Genomic DNA, 18,817 nt, shown 5'->3' with positions numbered 1-18,817 from the left:
AGGCACAGCGCGGCGACCTTATTCGTAGGCCTCGAACTCTCGACCGAAGACGGCGAAGTAGGCGACGCCGACCAGCCCGACGACGGTGGCGACGCCGAAGGCGAGTTCCGGGCCGGTCTGTATGACGATGTCGCCGACCGCCACCGCCCACTCGCTACCGTAGAGCCAGCCGCCGAAGGCGGCGCTGGGGATGACCAGCGTGTTCCGGATCAGGTAGTAGGTCCCGGTGACACGGCCGCCGGCGTCCTGTTCCGCCGGGCCGACGATGAGCGCCTTGTGGGCCGGCAGACCGGCGAACCGCAGCCCGGAGAACGCGAACAGCAGCACCAGCACCCACTGGTCGCCCGGGGCGAAGATGAGCAGGAGCGGAAAGACGGCGTAGACGAGGAAGCCCAGCGCGACGGCGGGCTTGAGGCCGGCCCACTCGGTGAGCTTTGCGACGGGAGCCATCGAGACGATGGCGACGACCATCTCGACACCCAGTAGGATGCCGAAGAAGGCGTCGGGGCGAAGTTGCACGCCGAAGCCGGTGAACCCCACGGAGAGGAACTCCGTGACGACGATGACGAAGAAGACGTACACCATGCCGTTGGCGAAGCGGACGAACGTATCAGCGACCAAGAGCGGGCGGAGCGTCGCCGGCATCGTCCGCAGGTCAGCGAGTATCTGGTCGATGCCCTCGAAGGATTTCCCGAGTGTGTCCTCGCTGGCGTCGTAGAGGACGTGTTGGGCGACTGTTGCGACGACACCACAGGCCAGCGCGACCAGCAGCACGCGCTGGAAGCCGTCGACGAACGTCGCGGTCGTCGCGAGCAGCGCCGCGGCTGCAAGCGGCCCGAGCAGGAAGCCGATGCGGCGGAACACCTCCGTACTGGCGAACCCCATCGCCAGCCGCCCCGGCGGGACGCTCTGCTTGACGATGGCGAAGGTCGCGCCCAGTCCGAAGGACTTCCAGGCCTGTGCGAGAAAGAGGCCGACGAACACGAGCGTCCAGGCCGGCAGCGTCACTGCGCCGAGCGCGATGTCGCCGACGACCGACGCGAGATACCAGATGCCGAAGCCAACCGTCGCAAGCGTGGCGAACGCGGTCAGCGCCAGCCGTGATCCGATGCGGTCCGACACCGCGCCGCCGGGGTAGGGGTACACCGCGCTGATGAGATTCCCGACGCTGCCGTACAGGCCGATGACGCCGGCACTGGCCCCCAGAATACGCATGTACTCGGGAACGTACCGGCTGGTCATCTGGAACGCGAGGCTGAACGCCAGCATGGACAGCGAGAGCACGAGCACGTCCCGCTCCAGCGCGAAGAACTGCCGGAAGGAGTCGAGCAGGTCCACGTCCTCCTCGGCTCCCGTCTCCGTTGCCATTGTCGGATCGCTGTTCTCCCAGCAACTTAATGCTCGAAGAAGGGGCAATCAGTCGGTTCTCCGGGACTGTGGCCCTGCTTAGTACGGCAGGACGAACAGGACGACAGCCAGGAACGGCGTGAGCGCGAGCAACATCGCGATGGCGTAGCCGAACATCTCCCGGGCCTTGATGCGGGTGATAGCTAGCAGCGGGAGCGCCCAGAAGGGATTGAGGAGGTTCGTGTGGGCGTCGCCGACGGCGTAGGCCATCGTCGCCTGGCCGACCGGGACCCCGAGGTTCTGTGCGGCTTCGAGAATCGGCGGCCCGAGGATGATCCACTCGCCGCCGCCGGAGGGAGCGAAGATGTTGACCGTCGCGCCGGCGAGCCAGGCGATGACCGGGAACGTCTGGGGCGTGGACAGCGAAATGAGCCCGCCCGCCATCAACTGCGCCAGCCCGGAGGACGCCATCATCCCCTGAATGCCGGCGAAGAAGGGGAACAGCAACACGATGCCCGCCGCGGCGGTCGCCGCCTCGCCGAACTTCTCCCGGTATGTCTGTGGGTCCATGTAGATGAAGATCCCAATCGTCAGGAAGCCGAAATTGACGATGTTCAGCCCGAGCGCGTCGATACCGGACTGGACGAACTGGGCGACGACCATCGCGATACCGGTCAGGCCGATAATCCCGCCCAGCAAACGGCTGTGGTTGATGCGTTCCGCCGGGACCTGCTGCCGGGACTGATCGGCGGTCGTCTCCGTACCGCCGTCACTCGCGGACTCGAACAGGTCGTTTTCGGGGATGTAATGCGTGATACCCCGTGCCTGGTCGCCGGTCGGCGTGATGACGTACAGGACGACGAGGGCGTAGGCTATCGACAGCCCCGTCAGGATGAGGCCGTAGGGATGGAAGATGGTCTCGGAGGCGGAGACGACGACGTCAATGACGCCCTGCTGGATGAACTCGTTGCCCTCCGTCGCAAGGAGCAGCGGCGCGGACCCGGATAGCCCCCAGTGCCAGGTGAGCCCGAGGCCGAGGTAGCCGGCGACACAGAGGACCGGGTAGTGGACGTCGATGTCGTTTTCGTGGGCTGTCTTGCCCATCTCTCGGGCGAAGATAGCGCCGAGGATGAGGCTCAGCCCCCAGTGGATCCAGCCAAGCAGCATCGTCAACAGGCCGACGAGGACGACCGCCTGTTTCCCGGTGCTGGGGAGTTGCGTCAGCCGGCGGATGCCGGCGTTGACACGCGGGTGGTACGCCACGACGAAGCCCGTCATCAGGATGAGGACCATCTGCATCGAGAACGTCAGAAACGCCCAGAAGCCGTCGTACCAGAACTGCACCATCTCGACGGGGCCGGACCCGGTGAGGCCGACGCCGGCCAAGAACACGACGTAGCTGAGGATGAGCGCGAACAGGAACGGGCTGGGCATCCACCGTTCCACCCACGCGGAGAGTCGATAGCCGATGCGTTCGAGGGAAGTTTCACCTGTGTTACTAGCCGACATACTGTTGCCACCTCCTCGCGAATTTATCATAAAAGTTTGCTGCTATTCTGTCAGTTCTTCGCTAGTCACCGCTGTGCAGCCACAGTCCTGTGCCGCGATTCCGACGACCGGACTGATCCTGACAGATGATTTTATTTTAGGCCCGAAGCAAGCCAGAGTATGTCATACAAAATTGTTGTCTCTGATACTAAAGTGATGGATGGGGAGACACGGGCGGCGGTGCTGGACGCGGTTGACGCGACCGTCGAAACGACAGGGGCGAAAGAACCGTCGGCCGTCGCACGCGCAGTGAAGGGCGCGGACGCGTTAATCGTCGACGCCGGCACGCAGGTTACGGCCGAGGTCATTGACGCCGCCGACTCGCTCAAAGTGGTGGGCCGGGCTGGCATCGGCGTAGACAACATCGACGTGCGGGCGGCGGTCGACGCCGGCGTGACGGTGGTCAACGTCCCCGACTATTCCGTCGAAGAAGTGTCGACGCACGCGTTCGCGCTCATGCTCGCCTGTCTGCGGAAGATACCGATGTTCGACCGGTCGGTGAAAAGCGGCGAGTGGGAGTGGTCTACCGGGCAGCCGCTACATCGCCTCGCCGGCAGCACCGTCGGCCTTGTCGCCTTCGGCAAGCTCGCCAGGCGGTTCGCCGCGAAGCTCCGGGGGTTCGACGTCGACGTCATCGCCTATGACCCCTACGTTCCCGAGTACCCGATGGGCGACCTCGGCGTCGAGTCGGTCACGTTCGAGACGCTGCTGACAGATTCGGACGTCGTCTCGTTGCACGCACCGCTGACCGACGAGACGAGAGGGCTGATCGACGCGAACGCGCTCGACCGGATGCGGGACGACGCGCTGCTCGTGAACACGGCCAGGGGCGGGCTCGTCGACGAGACGGCGCTGTACGACGCGCTCGTCAGCGGTGACCTCGGCGGGGCCGGACTGGACGTACGCGAATCGGAGCCACCCGGAGCGTCGTCGCTGCACGACCTCGACAGCGTGGTCTGTAGCCCCCACGTCGCGTGGTACTCAGAGGAGTCCCGGGTTGAACTGACACGGACCGTGGCCGAAGACGTCGTCCGGGTGCTGCGCGGCGAGGACCCCGAGAACCCCATCGACCCCGAGACCGGCTGGTTCTGACTGTTTCGGCGGCCAAGGCGGTTAGGTGTCGGCCGCGTCGAGGAGTTCGACTGCAAGTTCGGCCGCCTCGACCGCGGACTCGCCGAAGACGTAGGTTATCGGTTCGATGCCGAACGCGCCGCTGTGGTAGATGACACGAGGGACGTCGCCGCGTTCGCGGAACGTCGCTTCGAGCCGCTCGTCCCGGTCCTCGTAGCCGGCGTCGAACTCCAGCGGCTCGATACCCCGTTCCTGGGCGGCGTCAAGGAACGCTTCATCGCTCGTCAGATTGAGCGCCGCTCGGAGCGAGGGGTCGACCGCCATCGCGGCCAGTATCGTCCCTGCGACGTGTTCTGACGCGCCGAACTCGGGGTTCGATGGGACGTTGACCCGCCCTCGCAGGTCGTGAATCCGACCAGGGACTGCCGCCACGTCGAGTGCGTCTTCAGCGTCCGGCAGCGCCATACCGACGTTCATCCCCACGTTCGGGATGGCGTCGACGATGACAGCGCTGTCCGCCAGCAGTCGCGTGGCTCGCCGGACCGAAGACAGCACAGCCCGTTCCGCCTGGACTGCGGTGTCTGTCCCTCGGACACAGAGGTCACAGCCCATCCCCTGTAGCGCCGGCATCTCTTCCTCGTGGACCGCACAGATGGGGCCCCGGTCCTCGAACTCCCGTACCAGAGCGAGCAGTTCGCCCAGCACCGCGAACTCGTCCATCTCGCCTGCGGCTAGCCCGTCGGCGATCCGTTCGATGGTCTGTTGCATTCGGGCGTCCTCGTGGAACCGCTCCTCGATGGTGACCGAGCCGCTGCCGTATTTGCTCACTGCGGCCTGTGTCACGCCGAGCTGGTCGGCGATTTCCTGCTGGGTCCACCCCTTCTCGTCGAGTTCCGTGGCGAGCATCGCCCGGGCCGTCGGGAGGAACCGCTCGACCACGATCTCGCTCGGCAACTGCAGTGTCATTGCCATGAGTGAAACGCCCCAGCCTCAAGTACCCTGCCGGCCGAGATTATCTCGTTTCCCGAATTACAACCAAGTTGTATTAGCAGAATATAATACCTCGGAGTCTGTTGTGTCGACTACCAATGGCGTTCAGCGACCACCTGCTCGACATCGGCGAGGACATCTGGGACGCACAGAAAGACCACCCGTTCGTCCGGGAATTGGCCGACGGGACGCTCGACGAGGCGGCATTCAAGCACTGGGTGACACAGGACTACCGGTACCTGCAGGACTACGCGCGACTGTTCGCGCTTGCCGGCGCGACGGCCCGCGAGGAGTCGACGATGACGCACCTGCTGGGCGTCGGCCATCAGGTGCTCGACACCGAGATGGACCTCCACCGGGAGTTCGCAGCGGACTACGGGATCTCGGAACGGGAATTGGAGTCAACCGAGAAGGCCCCGACCTGCCTGGCGTACACGAACTTCCTCGTCCGGACGGCCTACGAGGGCCACGAAGCAGAGATCGTCGCGGCGCTGTACCCCTGTATGCAGGGCTATCTCGATGTCGCGGAGCACATGGCGGACCTGGCCGACGGCGAACACCGATACACGCCGTTCATCGAGATGTACACGGGCGAGGACTTCCGGGAGGCGACGGGCTGGTGTCGGGCGTACGTCGACCGCTGTGGGGAGCGGTATCCCGGCCAGCACGACGTGATGGAGGACGCGTTCCTGACGAGCGCGAAACTGGAGCACCGGTTCTGGGAAATGGCCTACACGCGGGAGGGATGGGAGCTATGACCGCGGCCGAGACGTACGAAGCCTACGCCGACCGCGTCACCGACCCCCGATTCACCGACTGGCTCCGTGAGCGGAGTCAACCGGACTGGGACGCCGCTGTCGAGCACCGGTTCGTCGAGGAACTCGGAGCCGGCACGCTCGACGAGGACGCGTTCGCCGCGTATCTGGTGCAGGACTACGCCTTCGTCGACGAACTCGTCGGGACGTTCGGCCACGCGGTCGGGCAGGCTCCAGATATGGCGTCCAAGCGTCGCCTCGTCGAGTTTCTCGACACCGTGACCGACGAGGAAGACGACTACTTCGAGCGCTCCGTTACCGCGCTCGGCGTCTCGGAGTCACGTTGGCAGGACCCCGAGCCGACGCCGGCGACGGCGGCGTTCATCGACCTGCTCGGTCGCGCCGCGCACGAGGGCGGCTACGCCGAGACGCTCGCCGTGCTCGTTCCCGCCGAGTGGATATACGAGTCCTGGGCGACGGCGGCCGCGGAAACGCACGGTGACCCGGACAGCGACGGCCCGCCCAGCACCGGGATGGAACTGCCCTTCTACTTCGCCGAGTGGGTCGATCTCCACGCCGTCGACTCCTTCGTCGCGTTCGTCGACTGGCTACGGCGCGAACTCGACGCCGTCGGACCGACGCTTTCGCCCCGTCGGGAGGCCAGGGTGGCGTCGCTGTTCGACCGCACGGTCGCGCTCGAACGGCAGTTCTTCGAGACAGCCTACGGGGAGACGGCCGACCACGAGGTGAGCCCGTAGATGGTCTCCTCGGCTGTCGTTCTCGGCTTGACCGCGGCGACCGTTCTGGTGTTCACGGGCGTCGGTCTCTTCGCCGCGCGCGGCCGCATCGACTCGGTGGAGACCTACATCTCGGCCCGTGACTCGGCCGGAAGCGGGACCCTCGCCGCGACGGTCATCGCCTCGATGATGGGCGTCTGGATTCTACTGAGTCCGGCTGAGGCCGGGGCCGCCTTCGGCGGACTCCCCGCCGTGCTGGGCTACGCCATCGGCAGCGCGATTCCGCTTCTCCTCTTTATTCCGGTCGGCGCTCGCATCCGCGAGGTGATGCCCGCGGGCCACTCGCTGACGGAGTTCGCCTACGCCCGCTTCGGTTCGGGGATGTACCTGCTCGTCCTGCTCGTCTCGGTGTTCTACATGTTCATCTTCCTCGCCGCGGAGATGACCGGCATCGCCAGCGCGCTCGCGCTCGTCGCGGACGTGCCCCTCTGGCAGACCTCGCTGCTCATCGGCGGCTTCGTCCTGGTCTACACGACCTACGGTGGCCTGCTCGCCAGCATCGTCACCGACACCGTCCAGACGCTGGTCATCCTGCCGCTCCTGGCCGTCGGTTTCGGCGGCGCGCTGCTCTCGCTGGGCGGGACGAGCGAGTTCCACGCAACGGTGGTGTCGGCCGATCCGACGCTGCTCGACCCGACGTTCGGTCCCGGCCTGGAGTTCGGGCTGTACGTGGCGTTTGCCCTCCTGGGCGCGAACATGCTGAACCAGGGCGTCTGGCAGCGGGTGTACGCCGCCGATGGCGAGGGCGCGCTCCGCCGCGGCATGGGCATTGCCGCCGTCGTCGTCGTGCCGATGCTCCTGCTGTCCGGCTTGTTCGGCATCGCCGCCACGGGACTGGGACTCACTGAATCCGGCTCCGCGAGCATCGCCTTCTTCCTCGTGGTCGCCGAGGCGTTCCCTCAGTGGGTGACCCTCGCTGTGGTCGTCCTCGCCGTCTTGCTGGTCATGAGCTCCGCCGATACAATGTTCAACGCCATCGCCAGCGTCGTCACCGCGGACCTCGCTCGACTGCTCGATGACCCAGACCAGCGGACCCTCTGGCTCGGGGGCCGCGGGCTGACAGTCGCCGTCGCCCTCGGTGCGATCTTCATCGGCGCGCAGGGGTACAGCGTCCTCCAGCTGTTCCTGACGGCCGACCTGCTTGCCTCCGGCGTCTTCGTGCCGTTCCTCGCCGGCCTCTACACCGAGCGGCTCACCGGCCCGGGCGCGTTGGTCTCGGGCATCGCGGGCCTGGTCGTCGGCTTCGTCTACTTCCCGTCGCTCCGCGGCCTCGTCGCCGCGGTGCCGGGCGTCGGAAGCGCCCTGCCAGCCCCGTCGTTCCTAATCGCTTTCGCCGGTGCGACGCTCGTCTCGGCTGCACTCACGGTTGCGGCGACGCTACTGGGCGGGGCCGACGCCGACCTCGACAGCCTCGGACGGGAGGTCCGTGCGCTCGATGAGCCGGTGGCCGACGGGGGATCCGAGCGATGACCCCGCCGGCCGTCATCACCCTCGCTGCGCTCGGTTCGACGGCCTTCGGAGCGGTGGTCTGGGGGTCGATACTGCTCGTCCTCACCGTTTTCCTCGCGGTCTGTTGGCTAGTCTTGACCGAGTAGCCGACTGCCATGAGAAGCTGAATACACACAGTATCGTGGTAACAAGACACATACTTATCATGATGGGTGTGGAACATCGCATATGCAGACCTTCGTGCTCGCGACGAACTCCGAGAGAGTCAGCGAAACGCTGTGTTCGTACTTGGAGACGGTTCTCGACCCGGACGACAGCGTCTACGCGGTCAACTCACAGCGCGGTGGCGACAGCACGTCATCGGAGACGGTCGCCGACGGGAAGGCCGCGCTGGAAGTCGTTTCGGAGCGGCTCGGCGATCAGGTGTCCGTCGAAACCTACCAGATAATCCGGGGCAACAGCCCGGCGACGGACATCTTCGACATCGCTGCGGAGGTCGACGCCGACGAACTGGTCATCGGCGTCCGCAAGCGCAGCCAGACCGACCGGCTCATCTTCGGCAGCGTCGCGCAGGACATCATGCGCCAATCTGACTACCCGATGCGGGTCGTGCCGCGGGAGTGAGTAGCCACTGGCTGCTGATAACCGACCGCAAAGAAGCAGAAAACTGGGACAGCCGAGTTATTCGGCCGACTCGTAGTCATCGAAGGCGTCGATCTCGACGCCCTCGTCGGTGATTTCGGCAAGCACGACGCCGTTACCGGACCCGGTGTCACGCTCGGCCGCGGCGTTGACTGCGCGGATCGCCAGGTCACGCGCCTCGGAGAGGCTCATCTCGGGGTCGTACTGCCCCTCGATGGTCCCCGTCGCGACCATCGTCCCGGAGCCGGTGACGGTGTAGTCGTCTTCGAGCACGCCGCCGGCGGGGTCGACGCTGTAGACGTGGCTGCCCTCTTCGTCGACGCCGCCCACGATGGGGTTGATGGCGAAGTACGGGCCGCCGCGGGCGAAGTTGCCCGCGAGCGTCGCCAGCGCGTGAATCGAGAGCGGTTCGTCGCGGCGGACCTCGTAGAGGTCGGCCTCGGCGCGAAGCGAGCGGATGAACGACTGGGCCCCGCCGACGCTGCCGACCAGCGTCATCGCGGCCGTCGGGTGGATCTGCTCGACCTTCTGGACCTGCTTGTTCGAGACGAAGCGGCCACCGAGGGAGGCGCGCCGGTCCGTCGCGATGATGACGCCGTTCTCCGTCGAGAGGCCGACGGTGGTCGTTCCGGTCTTGACGACGTTCTCCTCGTCGCGGCCGCCGTCCTCGTTCGGCAGCGTGCCGACTTCGGGATCGTAGGCGTCAGTCAGTCGGTTCTCGGGGTCGTACATTATTCCTCACCTCCGAGCTCGAACTCTTCGAGCCGCTCGGCGATGTCGTCCTCGGCGAGCTTTTCGAACTGCTCGCTTTCCACGTCGATGGTGGCGATGTCGACACCGGTCGCGTCGAGGCCGTCCTCGTTGACCGAGGCCAGCGCCCGGAGCGCGAGTTCGATGCCGCCTTCGAGGTCCATCCCTTCGGCGTACTCGTCTTCCAGGAACGACTGGATGTCCTCGCGGGAGCCACCGATGGCGACGGCCTGCCACTCGTAGGGCGTCCCCGAGGGGTCCGTCTCGAAGAGGCGCGGTTCGCCGTCCTCGATACCGGCGACCAGCAGCGCCACACCGAACGGGCGTGCGCCGCCGGTCTGGGTGTACTGTTGGATGTAGTCCGTGATTTCCTTAGTCAGCGACTCGACGGAGGCCGGCTCGTCGTAGCGCAGGCGGTTGACCTGTGACTGCCGGCGCGCAACGTCGATAAGCTGGCGCGCGTCGGCCACGTGGCCCGCGCTGGCGACGCCGACGTGGGAGTCGATCTCGTGGATCTTCTCGATGCTGTCGCGCTCGATGAGTGGCGACCGGGCGTGGCGGTCGGCGGCGATGACCACGCCGTCCTCGGTGCGGACCCCCACGCTGGCGGTCCCGCGCTTGACGGCTTCTCGTGCATACTCGACCTGATAGAGGCGTCCGTCCGGGGAGAAGATAGTGATCCCGCGGTCGTAGGCCTGTTGTTCGTTTCCTTGCATAATGTATCGTGTTGTTGTTCACCTGAGGTTAGGGTTGCTCTTATATAACCGTATCGCGGGCCGCTGCCCTCAGAACAGCGGCAGGTCGCCGGTGACGCGGTCCACCAGCTCGTCCTCGGCGGGGCCGACGGCGAGTGCCGTAACAGTCCCCGGATCGAGCTGTGTGTGGCCAGCGTCCCGGACGACCGCATGCGGCAGGCCTTCGCGCTCGGCCACGTCCGCGAGTTCGAACAGCTCGGACTCGCTGGTGGCCTTCAGGACGACTTTCTTCTGCCCCGCGCCCTTCCAGGCTTTCCGGGGCTTCGGGCCGGCGTCCTCGTAGGCCGACAGCGAGGCGTGGGCAACCTGGGCGGCGAGCTTGCCCTCGCCCATGCCGATGTCGGCCCGCGCGACGATAGCCTGCTTCATATGAGTACATGGCCACCCGTACTTAAACTCCCGTCGGACTCCCTCCACGGTTGCACATACCACAGAGTACATACGCCGTGGCCGAGCACACCCCGGAGACGCTCTCCAGCGTCCGCACGTTCCTCCTGCGGAACTCCCCGTCGTGGCCTCCTGAGAATCGGGGAGTTTAGGCTTCCGGCCGCACACGCCACTCTCATGATACTCTCAGATGCGGATATTCTCCGACGGCTGGAACAGGGTGACCTCGTCGTCGAACCACTTGACGACCCGGATATCCAGATCCAGCCGGCCAGCGTCGACCTCCGTCTCGGGCATGAGTTCTTGGAGTTCCAGCACGCTAACATCCCCTGTATTCACCCGAACTCCGAGGATGAAGTCGCTGATTACGTCGAGGAAACCGTCATCGAGGAGGGCGGGGAGTTCATTCTCCATCCCGGCGATTTCGTACTGGGGACGACCCACGAACGGGTCGCCATCCCCGACGACCTCATCGCCCACGTCGAAGGGCGCTCGTCGCTAGGTCGGCTTGCGATTGTTGTGCACGCGACGGCCGGCCTGTGCGACCCCGGCTACGAGGGGCAGATCACGCTCGAACTGTCGAACCTCGGCACCGCACCGGTCGCGCTCACGCCCGGCATGCGAATCTCCCAGCTCACGTTCACCGAACTCAAGACGCCCGCTGACCGTCCGTACGGGGCCGAGCGCGGCTCGAAGTACCAGGGCCAGTCCGGACCGCAGGCGAGCAAGATACAGGGAGACAGAGAGTTCGGAGGCGACCAATAGTGCGATTTATCGAGGAGATCGTCGTCGACGACTTCCTGCCGACGTTTCGCTCGCTGCTGGCCGACGCCCTCAGAGAGCGCGGGCTGACCCAGTCCGAAGTCGCCGACTTGCTGGGAATCAGCCAGAGCGCGGTGTCGAAGTACGTCCACGGCGACGTGGCGCGCCACGAGGACCTGCTGGCCCACCGCGGGCTGGAAGAGTTGGTCGAGCGGCTGGCTGACGGGCTGGCGGATGGTGATATGAGTTCCGTTCAGGCGCTGGTCGAGACGGAAGTGTTCATCCGTGAACTCGAACAGGGTGGCGTGCTGGCACAGATACACGAGGGCGCAGTCCCGGAACTGGGCGATTACGACGACGAGTTCGCCGTTCACGACCCGGACTCACAGCTCCGGTCGGCCGAACGGACGCTCGCGTCGGTGCGGCGCGGGCTCAGCGTGCTGGAAAACACCAGCGGGTTCGCGACGCTCATCCCGGCGGTGGGGTCGAACCTCGTTCAGTGTCTCCCTGACGCCGGCAGCATCGACGATGTGGCCGCCGTCCCGGGGCGGATTCTCGACGTGAAAGGACGGGCCACGATTCCGGCGGACCCGGAGTTCGGCGTCAGCGAGCACGTCGCGACGCTGTTGCTGGCGGCGCGGGCCGCCGGGAGCGACGCCCGCGCGGTGTTGAACGTCCGCTACGACGAGTCTGTCGTGGCCACGCTCCGAGACGCGGGCCTCACCGTCGTCGAGTTCGACGCCGAGGAGAGCGTTGAGCCGGCCGTTGCGGCCGCACTGGCTGACGACCCGGCTGCTGACGTGCTCTATCACACCGGCGCGATGGGGATCGAACCGGTAGTGTACCTGCTCGGCGATGACGCCGTCGCGGTCGCCGAAACCGCCCGCGAAATCCTGTGACCGACGCGCAGTCGTTCTACGGCCGGTGGGCACAAGTGTACGACTGGCTGGCGAGTGCCCCCGGTGTGGCGTCCTGGCGCGCTCGAACGGCGGAGGCGCTGGCGCTTGCACCCGGTGACACCGTCGTCGAAATGGGGTGTGGCACGGGCGCGAACGTGCCCCACCTCCGGGAACGAGTCGGCCCGTCGGGCCGGGTCGTCGGCATCGACGTGACGCAGGAAATGCTCGACCACGCACGCGAGCGATGCGCGCGGACGGGCGAGAGCGTACACTACGTACAGGCCGATGCCGCCCGCCCGCCGATTCGGGATGCCGATGCCGTGCTCGCGACGTTCGTCGCCGGCATCTTCGAGGACCCCGCGGGGGCGGTCGACGCGTGGTGTGACTGCGTCGCCCCCGGCGGCCGTGTCGCCCTGCTGAACTTCCAGCGGAGCCCCAGCGCCCTCGCCGTGCCGTTGAATCTCGTGTTCGAGGGGTTCGTCCGCCTCTCCGCGCCAGGGACGCGGCTCTCGACGCGGTCACACGCCAGCGCGTTCGAGCGGCGGGTGCGGGCGGCCCGCGAGCGACTCACCGAGCGGACGGTCGACAGGCGCTACGAGACCTTCGCCGGGGGGTACCTCGGCCTGCTGAGTGGGACCGTGTCCTGACGGGTGTGGTGGGTCGAACGGCTACGGCCGATACTGTTCAGCGTGCTCCGGGCAGAATTCGGGCTCTCGGAGCTGGGCGGCGACGACGCCGGGCTGGCGGTGGGGATTGTGGAGCCGGCAGGTCTCCTCATCACAGAACGCCTCGCCGGTGTCGAGGTAGTGGTAGGCCTGCAGGACGTACCCCTTGAGTGCGTCGGTCGTCCGCGGGTCGTCCTCGACGAGGAACTCGCCCTCGACCTCGTTTTCGAGCACCTCACGAGGCGGTGCGCCGCCGGAGAGGAGGGCGTGTTTCTGCTGTTCCTTGTAGTACTGCTCGGGCTTTGCGGGGGCCTCGTAGAGCCCCGGTACCGAGACGACCGCGGGCTGGCCGAGGACGTGTACGCGCTTGTGCCAGCGGCCGTCGTGGTCGCCCCAGGTCCCGACGACGCGGTCCAGCAGCGGGACGTGAAGATGGTCCAGCGAGCGCTCGGACTCGGGGATTCGCTCGTGGAGCGCCCGCTGGACCGCTAGCCCGTCATAGATGACACCGCCGGCCCGCTCTGGCGACTCCAGCGCTCGCTCCTCGTACCGGACGATACCCAGCATCGTGTTCCCGGTTTCACGGTCGTACGGCGAGAGGACCCGCGCCTCCGCGAAGGGCTCCGCCAGGTCCGAGTTGCCGTGCAGCGAGAGAAACCGGTCCCGGACGGAAACCTCGGCGTCGACCCGCACGTCGAGCCAGTCGGCGATGGCGTCGGCGTCGGCGACCGTCGTCGGGGCGCGGTACAGCGTCACGGACTCCATGTATTTGTCAGTGGTACCGCCGAGTAATACCGTTTGCGTCTCGGCGGTTCACAGCTGCTGACAGACGGCTATCCGAACAGTGAGCCGGTCTACTCAGATGTCGCCAGTGATGATGTCGGCGACCCGTTGCCGGTCGAACAGTTCGTCTTCGGTAAACACGTCCGGATAGATGCGCTGGGCCGCCAGTTCGGTCTGGAACAGGTTGATGATCGGTCCCTGATCCAGGTAGCCGCCGCGGTGGATCGCGTTCTCCTGGACCGCCGTAATCTCACTTGCGACCGAATCGGCCTGGAGTTTTTCGACGACCGACTCCCGAAATTCCTCGTCGGTTTTCTGCTCCTGCCCCCGCACGATGAGGGCGTCGGGGTCGATTTCGAGCAGCGTTTCGAGGTCCATCGTCGACCCGTCGCCCGAGTAGTTGGCTACGTCGGAGCCGGCGAAGGCGTCTCGCAGGCCCAGATCACGGAACTGCTTCTTGCTGACGCCGCCCTCGTAGAGCCGGTACGGGTAGAACGCGGTGGCAGATTCGTCAGCGGGATACACCAAGAGCGACCGCGGCCGATTCGATTTTGGGGGAAGCCGGCCAGTGATATCCCCGATGAAATCCTCGTAGAGGCTTTCAAACGCCGCAAACCGGTCGGTTCTCCGGAATACCTGCGCCACCTTTTCGAAGGCCTCATACAGTGTGTAGTACCGGTAGTTCTGATGCCAGTCGTCACTGCGCCGGCGGATGAAATTCCCGAAAAAGGGGGCGACGTTCTCGGCGATCTCTTCGACATCCGCCTCATCCCAGTCGTACCAGTAGATGAGCTGGTTCGGCTCCATGAAATGGAGGTCCGCGTCCATCTCGTAGAACCGCTCCTTGTCGACGCTTCCACTCTGATACAGCGTCGTGACTGAGTCGGGATCATAGGTAACGTCAGGAAGTTCCTCGTAGAAGTGCGTCGCGTATCTGTAGGGGAGTTGCGTCCCGATAGTCTGGCCCGCGCCGAGCGCAAATCCCATGTCGGCGTAGCTTCCCAGAAGAGCGACCCAAGTCTCCGGCGGGCCGTCGAACTGGACCTCACCCATCGGTTCCATGGAAACGTTGTAGGAATCGCCTGTTACCGTGCCGGACCTCTCAACTGTTTCCGATTCAATGGCTGGACTCGACTCGTTCGCTCGGCCGGCAGATGTCGTGTCCTCGGAACAACCCGCCAGTGCGCCGGCAAGCAGTGCTGCCCCACTGCCTTCGATATATGTTCTCCGTGTGATCGATTTTTCATCTGTCATGAGTTGGCCATGTTTTAGGCTTACCTAAAAATACAAAAACGTTATTATTTTGGCTGGCCTAAAGTATGATGCGTCAGCAGTTCAAGCACAGTGGGTAGGGGGTCTCCGACACAACACCGACGGTGACAGACTGGGCCGCGACGAAGGGCCCGTCACCGGGCGGATTCGTGCGGAAGTGCAGTCGATTCAGCCGCGAGCGCGTTGATGCAATCGGTGACAGACCACGTTGTTTCCCCGTCAGTACACGGGTACACCCCGACCAAGTCATCGTCCGCGTAAACGGCGACGGCTATCATCGGGAGTCGCAGCACCTCCGTACTGCCGCCGACGAGTAGCGACGAGGTCCGCGTCTCGAACGGTGGTCGGAGACTCAGCCCCCGTTCGGTCGCCCACTGTTCGTACCGGTCGACAGTCTCCAGCACCTCGCCGTGTTCACTCCGCTGGGACACGGAAATTTCCTCGGGCCACGTCTGGATATCGAAGTCATCGACAACTCCCGTTGCAGCGAGCTCGGTGAAACGGTCGATAGCTGTCGTCCGGGGGCCACATACCGGCCGCCGGCTCCAGAGCTGGACCGCGATCTCACCGCCGACTGGCTCGTCAGACCCGTGGTTGTCGCTCCGCTGCATCTCTTCAGACATTGATTGGTAATCACTAACATATCCCCCATACTCTTGTATAATTGTTTGTATTAATGCGATATTCTAGTCGAGATGGACAGCTAAATCAGTAAAAAGTGACTGTCTAAGGACCAGAGGGGCGTGGGAGGATTTCAGTCGTCAGCGGGGGTGGCGTCCCGGCTCGTGACGTCGACGGGGTCGGCGTCGACTTCAAGTTCATCAAGCGCGACCTGCGCGGCGCGCTTGCCGGAGACGAGCATGGCCCCGAACGTCGGACCCATGCGCGGGAGGCCGTAGGTGGTCGCCGTCGCCATGCCGGTGACGACGAGGCCGTCGTGGGCGAGGCCGGTGTGTTCGACGACGGCGTCCTCGCTCTCGCCGACCCACATGGAGTCGTGGCCGGGCGAGTCGTGGCCGGGCGCACCGTAGGTGTCGTCGTCGGTCTGGTCCATGCCGCTGGCTTCGTCTTCGAGGCCCGGCGCGTTCAGGACGCCGCGCTCGTCGAGTTTCTTGACAGCCATCGCGTCGTGGCCCGTCGCGTCGATGACGAGGTCGGCCTCGACCGCGATGGGGTCGACGCAGGTGATCTCTCGGGGCAGCGCGTGGACCGGCGTCCAGTTCATCACGATGCCGCCGACGCGGTGGTCCTCACGGATGACGATGTCGGTGAACTCCGTCATGTTCTGCATCTTCGCGCCGGCGTCGCAGGCGGCCTTGATGAGCCCCGAACAGGCCTCCGGCCCGTTGGCAACGTAGAGCCCCTCGCTGTCCTTGGACTGCTTGTGGTCGACGTCGAGCTCGTCCAGCACCTGCTGGGCCGGGTCGCGGACCGTGACCTTGTTCATCAGGAAGCCGCCGAGCCAGAAGCCGCCGCCGAGGTAGTTGTTCTTCTCGACGACCATCACCTGGACGCCACGCTCGGCGAGTTCCTTCGCGGCCATCAGTCCTGACGGGCCACCGCCGACGATGATGACATCGGAGTCCGAGAAGTCCATGAACTCCTCGGTCCATTCCTGCCCGATAGCGCGTGTGACCTCTGCTTCGCCGACGTCGCTGAACTGTTCGAATGAATCGGAATTGCTCATACCACTTAGTGATATTCGTTGGTGGTACATAGTCGTTCTGATGGCCTCGTCTGCTTGCATGAATCTCGCGCATGGCCGCTGGCGTGGATGACCCTGATATAAATGGTTCCACACGGTGGTTTCAGGACTAACTATCAAATGAGAGTATTGTTTGGTAATGTCTACCGAAACAGGCAACACGTATACGGTCGACACTGAACCAGCAGCAAGAGACATCGACGATATCGACCTGCACGAATACGAAGCGTGGCCGGTGCTGAAGTTCCTGATCGCGTTTCTCATCGGTGGGGTATTTTTTCTTCTGCCGGTCCCGTATCAGGGTGAGATTACAGTCCCGTTTGACATCGTTGTCAGCAACATAACCGGGGCGTTCCCGGACGTCGTCGGCGTCTACTCGCTGGGCATCATCCTCGCCGGCGGGATACTGACGACGGTCGCGATGGCCAGTGACGGCGAGGTCGCGGGGTACGACCTGTCATCATTCGAGACATCAGGAGTCTTCTGGGCACTGAGAGTCGCCGGCGTGCTCATCGCGCCGGTGATGTTCTTCAAGCTCGGTCCCGAGTGGCTCCACACACCCAGTACCGGCGGACTGATGTGGGGAACGCTGGTGTACAGCGTTGGCGTCATCATCCCCATCGGGGCCATCTTCATCACGATATTCGTCGAACTCGGCGGGCTGGAGTTCGTCGGAACGCTCGCGAGGCCGGTAATGCGCCCGCTGTTCAGAGTCCCAGGGCGGGCTGCACTGGACAGTCTCGCATCGTGGGTCGGTTCCTACAGCGTCGGTCTCTACGTCACCCGCAATGTCTTCGAAGCCGGTGGCTACCACAAGCGCGACGTGTTTACCATCGCGACGTGCTTTTCGACGGTGTCTATCGGCTTCGTCGGCGTCGTCGCCGCCACGCTTGAGATGCTCCCGAAGTTCCCACTCATCTTCGGAGCGTACTTCTTCTGTGTCGTCGTCAGTGGTGTTATTCTGGTCCGGGTGCCGCCTATTTCCAGAATTCCCGAGGAGTACATCGCTGAACCCGACCCGGAACTCGCGTTCTCCGGAACGCCGGCGGATTACGTCCGACTGGCGGTCAGCGAGGCCGTCGGGAAGGCCAAGGAAGGCGAGACGTTCGCGCAAGCGGCCAAGCGGGGCTTCGTTGATGGCCTGAAGCTCACTAGTCTCATCCTGGGAACCATCCTCGCTGTCGGACTCGCCGCAACGCTACTCTCGGCACACACCCCACTCTTCGACATGCTCGGTCGTCCGCTGACGCCGGTCATCGCTGCGCTCGGGATCCCGAACGCAGCGGTGGTCGCGCCGGCGACCATTGTCGGTATCACCGAGATGTACGTCCCCGTCCTGCTCGTGACTGAGACGGCAGTGAAGGCAAAGTTCTTCGTCGGCGTGCTGGCCGTCTCGCAGCTCATCTTCTTCTCCAGCGTCGGCCCGATGATGATGGACATGTTCAGTGACGTCCCCATCCGGTTTCGGGACCTTGTGGCATTGTTCATCATGCGAACGGTGCTCCTCGTGCCGCTTGTCGCCGGCATCACCCACGCTCTCGCTGCTCTGGGCCTCCTATAGGAATTCGACCAGCGCTTCGGCCAGTTTCTTCTCCGCCCGCCGCAGATGATCCTCCGCGGTTCGGCGCTCTACGCCTACCTGCTCCGCAACAGCTGCCGTCGTCGTCTCGCGGGGCAGTTCGTAGTATCCCTGCTCGTAGGCCATCAGGAACACCTCACGCTGCCGCGGCGACAGGTCCGGGAGCATAGCATCGACGGTCAAAAGCGGTGCATCCGGGGTCACAGAGCTGATTTCACGTTTCGATTCAACGGTAACGTCGAACTGTCCTGCCAGGGACTGGTACACCCTCGCCAGTGCGTCGGGGCTGAGGCCGAGTGCCCGGACGAGCTTGCCGCCACTGGCGTATTTCAGCGGCGGGACGAGCAGACAGCCTTCGTTCGCCAGAAAGCGCTCGACGTTGTTGTCGAGCTGTGCTTTCAGACACTCCTCAGTCACCAGTACCTGCTCGTCGCCGTTTTCCAGACGCTCCCCGATACCAACGGTGTTGCGGACCTGCTCGATGACGTTCCCGACCTCTCCGCCGCTAACGTGGAGCAGGTCGCTGTGGTCGTTACACCACAGCTCGATGCGCGTGCCGGTGCCGTCGGTTGCCGTCTCGTAGGCCCCGTCACCGTAGACACGGAACATCACCTCGTACATAGTCACCAGTTCACATAGGTATATAAAAACAGTTCCGAAC

21 protein-coding genes are annotated in these 18,817 nt (G+C 64.8%); 10 read left to right on the top strand and 11 right to left on the bottom strand.

The window, feature by feature from the left end; translation table 11 throughout:
- Positions 1–18: 18 nt before the first annotated feature.
- Together C444_RS05095 and C444_RS05090 are read right to left on the bottom strand one after the other, a co-directional pair.
- Positions 19–1,368 carry an MFS transporter gene (locus C444_RS05095; protein ID WP_004591399.1) on the bottom strand — a complete coding sequence of 450 codons (1,350 nt, stop codon included), beginning with the start codon at positions 1,366–1,368 and terminating at the stop codon, positions 19–21.
- A 78-nt stretch (positions 1,369–1,446) separates the two neighbouring features.
- Positions 1,447–2,856 (bottom strand): short-chain fatty acid transporter, encoded by a 1,410-nt coding sequence (locus tag C444_RS05090; RefSeq protein WP_049909137.1) that lies wholly within the window; start codon positions 2,854–2,856, stop codon positions 1,447–1,449.
- 159 nt (positions 2,857–3,015) lie between these two features.
- Between C444_RS05090 and C444_RS05085 the strand changes: the two genes are divergently transcribed.
- Positions 3,016–3,987: a C-terminal binding protein gene (locus C444_RS05085; protein ID WP_049909135.1), complete on the top strand. Its 972-nt coding sequence runs from the start codon at positions 3,016–3,018 to the stop codon at positions 3,985–3,987.
- A gap of 21 nt (positions 3,988–4,008) precedes the next feature.
- Here the strand turns inward: C444_RS05085 and C444_RS05080 are convergent, their stop codons facing one another.
- Positions 4,009–4,932 (bottom strand): thiamine-phosphate synthase family protein, encoded by a 924-nt coding sequence (locus tag C444_RS05080; protein ID WP_049909145.1) that lies wholly within the window; start codon positions 4,930–4,932, stop codon positions 4,009–4,011.
- 122 nt (positions 4,933–5,054) lie between these two features.
- On the opposite strand from C444_RS05080, the gene tenA reads away from it, so the two are divergent.
- From tenA to C444_RS05060, 5 genes are all read left to right on the top strand, one after another.
- The gene (tenA, locus tag C444_RS05075) at positions 5,055–5,714 is read left to right on the top strand and encodes a thiaminase II (RefSeq protein WP_004591388.1); all 660 of its coding nucleotides are present in this window, start codon (positions 5,055–5,057) and stop codon (positions 5,712–5,714) included.
- Positions 5,711–6,469, top strand: a complete 759-nt coding sequence (locus tag C444_RS05070; protein ID WP_004591386.1) for a TenA family protein — start codon at positions 5,711–5,713, stop codon at positions 6,467–6,469. Before tenA ends, C444_RS05070 begins: the two co-directional genes overlap by 4 nt.
- Positions 6,470–7,978: a sodium:solute symporter family transporter gene (locus C444_RS05065; RefSeq protein ID WP_004591385.1), complete on the top strand. Its 1,509-nt coding sequence runs from the start codon at positions 6,470–6,472 to the stop codon at positions 7,976–7,978. It begins immediately after the preceding gene.
- The gene (locus C444_RS22900) at positions 7,975–8,103 is read left to right on the top strand and encodes a hypothetical protein (protein ID WP_004591384.1); all 129 of its coding nucleotides are present in this window, start codon (positions 7,975–7,977) and stop codon (positions 8,101–8,103) included. Before C444_RS05065 ends, C444_RS22900 begins: the two co-directional genes overlap by 4 nt.
- 82 nt (positions 8,104–8,185) lie before the next feature.
- Positions 8,186–8,581: a universal stress protein gene (locus C444_RS05060; protein WP_004591382.1), complete on the top strand. Its 396-nt coding sequence runs from the start codon at positions 8,186–8,188 to the stop codon at positions 8,579–8,581.
- A 57-nt stretch (positions 8,582–8,638) separates the two neighbouring features.
- Here the strand turns inward: C444_RS05060 and psmB are convergent, their stop codons facing one another.
- The 3 genes from psmB to pth2 form a co-directional block, all read right to left on the bottom strand.
- Positions 8,639–9,331: an archaeal proteasome endopeptidase complex subunit beta gene (psmB, locus tag C444_RS05055; RefSeq protein WP_004591380.1), complete on the bottom strand. Its 693-nt coding sequence runs from the start codon at positions 9,329–9,331 to the stop codon at positions 8,639–8,641.
- On the bottom strand, positions 9,331–10,065 hold the full coding sequence (psmA, locus tag C444_RS05050; protein ID WP_004591377.1) for an archaeal proteasome endopeptidase complex subunit alpha: 735 nt from the start codon (positions 10,063–10,065) through the stop codon (positions 9,331–9,333). Before psmA ends, psmB begins: the two co-directional genes overlap by 1 nt.
- A 69-nt stretch (positions 10,066–10,134) precedes the next feature.
- Positions 10,135–10,473: a peptidyl-tRNA hydrolase Pth2 gene (gene pth2 / locus C444_RS05045; protein ID WP_004591375.1), complete on the bottom strand. Its 339-nt coding sequence runs from the start codon at positions 10,471–10,473 to the stop codon at positions 10,135–10,137.
- Positions 10,474–10,668: 195 nt separating this feature from the next.
- On the opposite strand from pth2, the gene dcd reads away from it, so the two are divergent.
- Genes dcd through C444_RS05030 form a run of 3 tightly spaced genes read left to right on the top strand, consistent with a single transcriptional unit; the run spans position 10,669 to position 12,799 of the window.
- On the top strand, positions 10,669–11,256 hold the full coding sequence (gene dcd / locus C444_RS05040) for a dCTP deaminase (RefSeq protein ID WP_004591373.1): 588 nt from the start codon (positions 10,669–10,671) through the stop codon (positions 11,254–11,256).
- Positions 11,256–12,152 (top strand): thiamine-phosphate synthase family protein, encoded by an 897-nt coding sequence (locus C444_RS05035; RefSeq protein WP_004591371.1) that lies wholly within the window; start codon positions 11,256–11,258, stop codon positions 12,150–12,152. The genes dcd and C444_RS05035 overlap by 1 nt, the downstream gene beginning before the upstream one ends.
- Entirely contained in the window at positions 12,149–12,799 is a 651-nt protein-coding gene (locus tag C444_RS05030; protein ID WP_004591369.1) for a class I SAM-dependent methyltransferase, read from the top strand. The genes C444_RS05035 and C444_RS05030 overlap by 4 nt, the downstream gene beginning before the upstream one ends.
- 21 nt (positions 12,800–12,820) lie before the next feature.
- On the opposite strand, the gene C444_RS05025 is transcribed toward C444_RS05030, so the two are convergent.
- From C444_RS05025 to C444_RS05010, 4 genes are all read right to left on the bottom strand, one after another.
- On the bottom strand, positions 12,821–13,582 hold the full coding sequence (locus C444_RS05025) for a DUF7001 family protein (RefSeq protein ID WP_004591367.1): 762 nt from the start codon (positions 13,580–13,582) through the stop codon (positions 12,821–12,823).
- A gap of 93 nt (positions 13,583–13,675) precedes the next feature.
- Positions 13,676–14,854: an ABC transporter substrate-binding protein gene (locus tag C444_RS05020; protein WP_004591366.1), complete on the bottom strand. Its 1,179-nt coding sequence runs from the start codon at positions 14,852–14,854 to the stop codon at positions 13,676–13,678.
- A gap of 152 nt (positions 14,855–15,006) precedes the next feature.
- Positions 15,007–15,495 (bottom strand): HTH domain-containing protein, encoded by a 489-nt coding sequence (locus C444_RS05015; protein ID WP_004591364.1) that lies wholly within the window; start codon positions 15,493–15,495, stop codon positions 15,007–15,009.
- Between the two features lie 131 nt (positions 15,496–15,626).
- Positions 15,627–16,559, bottom strand: coding sequence for a sulfide-dependent adenosine diphosphate thiazole synthase (locus C444_RS05010; RefSeq protein ID WP_004591361.1), 933 nt, complete (start codon positions 16,557–16,559; stop codon positions 15,627–15,629).
- A 157-nt stretch (positions 16,560–16,716) separates the two neighbouring features.
- Here C444_RS05010 and C444_RS05005 point away from each other — a divergent pair, with 157 nt between their 5' ends.
- Positions 16,717–18,138, top strand: coding sequence for a YjiH family protein (locus tag C444_RS05005; protein WP_004591359.1), 1,422 nt, complete (start codon positions 16,717–16,719; stop codon positions 18,136–18,138).
- On the opposite strand, the gene C444_RS05000 is transcribed toward C444_RS05005, so the two are convergent.
- On the bottom strand, positions 18,133–18,777 hold the full coding sequence (locus tag C444_RS05000; RefSeq protein ID WP_004591356.1) for a helix-turn-helix domain-containing protein: 645 nt from the start codon (positions 18,775–18,777) through the stop codon (positions 18,133–18,135). The two genes, C444_RS05005 and C444_RS05000, sit on opposite strands and share 6 nt — an antisense overlap.
- Positions 18,778–18,817: the final 40 nt, after the last annotated feature.

This window comes from Haloarcula japonica DSM 6131, assembly GCF_000336635.1.
Lineage (GTDB): Archaea > Halobacteriota > Halobacteria > Halobacteriales > Haloarculaceae > Haloarcula > Haloarcula japonica.
This window is presented reverse-complemented; position numbering and strand designations above follow the sequence as displayed.

Coding starts and splice junctions, on each gene's coding strand:
- C444_RS05060 (WP_004591382.1), top strand. CDS start 8,186: ATGCAGACCTTCGTGCTCGCGACGAACTCCGAGAGAGTCAGCGAAACG.
- C444_RS05000 (WP_004591356.1), bottom strand. CDS start 18,777: ATGTACGAGGTGATGTTCCGTGTCTACGGTGACGGGGCCTACGAGACG.
- C444_RS05070 (WP_004591386.1), top strand. CDS start 5,711: ATGACCGCGGCCGAGACGTACGAAGCCTACGCCGACCGCGTCACCGAC.
- C444_RS05080 (WP_049909145.1), bottom strand. CDS start 4,932: ATGACACTGCAGTTGCCGAGCGAGATCGTGGTCGAGCGGTTCCTCCCG.
- C444_RS05085 (WP_049909135.1), top strand. CDS start 3,016: ATGTCATACAAAATTGTTGTCTCTGATACTAAAGTGATGGATGGGGAG.
- C444_RS22900 (WP_004591384.1), top strand. CDS start 7,975: ATGACCCCGCCGGCCGTCATCACCCTCGCTGCGCTCGGTTCGACGGCC.
- C444_RS05095 (WP_004591399.1), bottom strand. CDS start 1,368: ATGGCAACGGAGACGGGAGCCGAGGAGGACGTGGACCTGCTCGACTCC.
- psmA (WP_004591377.1), bottom strand. CDS start 10,065: ATGCAAGGAAACGAACAACAGGCCTACGACCGCGGGATCACTATCTTC.
- pth2 (WP_004591375.1), bottom strand. CDS start 10,473: ATGAAGCAGGCTATCGTCGCGCGGGCCGACATCGGCATGGGCGAGGGC.
- psmB (WP_004591380.1), bottom strand. CDS start 9,331: ATGTACGACCCCGAGAACCGACTGACTGACGCCTACGATCCCGAAGTC.
- C444_RS05020 (WP_004591366.1), bottom strand. CDS start 14,854: ATGACAGATGAAAAATCGATCACACGGAGAACATATATCGAAGGCAGT.
- C444_RS05025 (WP_004591367.1), bottom strand. CDS start 13,582: ATGGAGTCCGTGACGCTGTACCGCGCCCCGACGACGGTCGCCGACGCC.
- C444_RS05090 (WP_049909137.1), bottom strand. CDS start 2,856: ATGTCGGCTAGTAACACAGGTGAAACTTCCCTCGAACGCATCGGCTAT.
- C444_RS05015 (WP_004591364.1), bottom strand. CDS start 15,495: ATGTCTGAAGAGATGCAGCGGAGCGACAACCACGGGTCTGACGAGCCA.
- C444_RS05010 (WP_004591361.1), bottom strand. CDS start 16,559: ATGAGCAATTCCGATTCATTCGAACAGTTCAGCGACGTCGGCGAAGCA.
- C444_RS05065 (WP_004591385.1), top strand. CDS start 6,470: ATGGTCTCCTCGGCTGTCGTTCTCGGCTTGACCGCGGCGACCGTTCTG.
- dcd (WP_004591373.1), top strand. CDS start 10,669: ATGATACTCTCAGATGCGGATATTCTCCGACGGCTGGAACAGGGTGAC.
- C444_RS05005 (WP_004591359.1), top strand. CDS start 16,717: ATGTCTACCGAAACAGGCAACACGTATACGGTCGACACTGAACCAGCA.
- tenA (WP_004591388.1), top strand. CDS start 5,055: ATGGCGTTCAGCGACCACCTGCTCGACATCGGCGAGGACATCTGGGAC.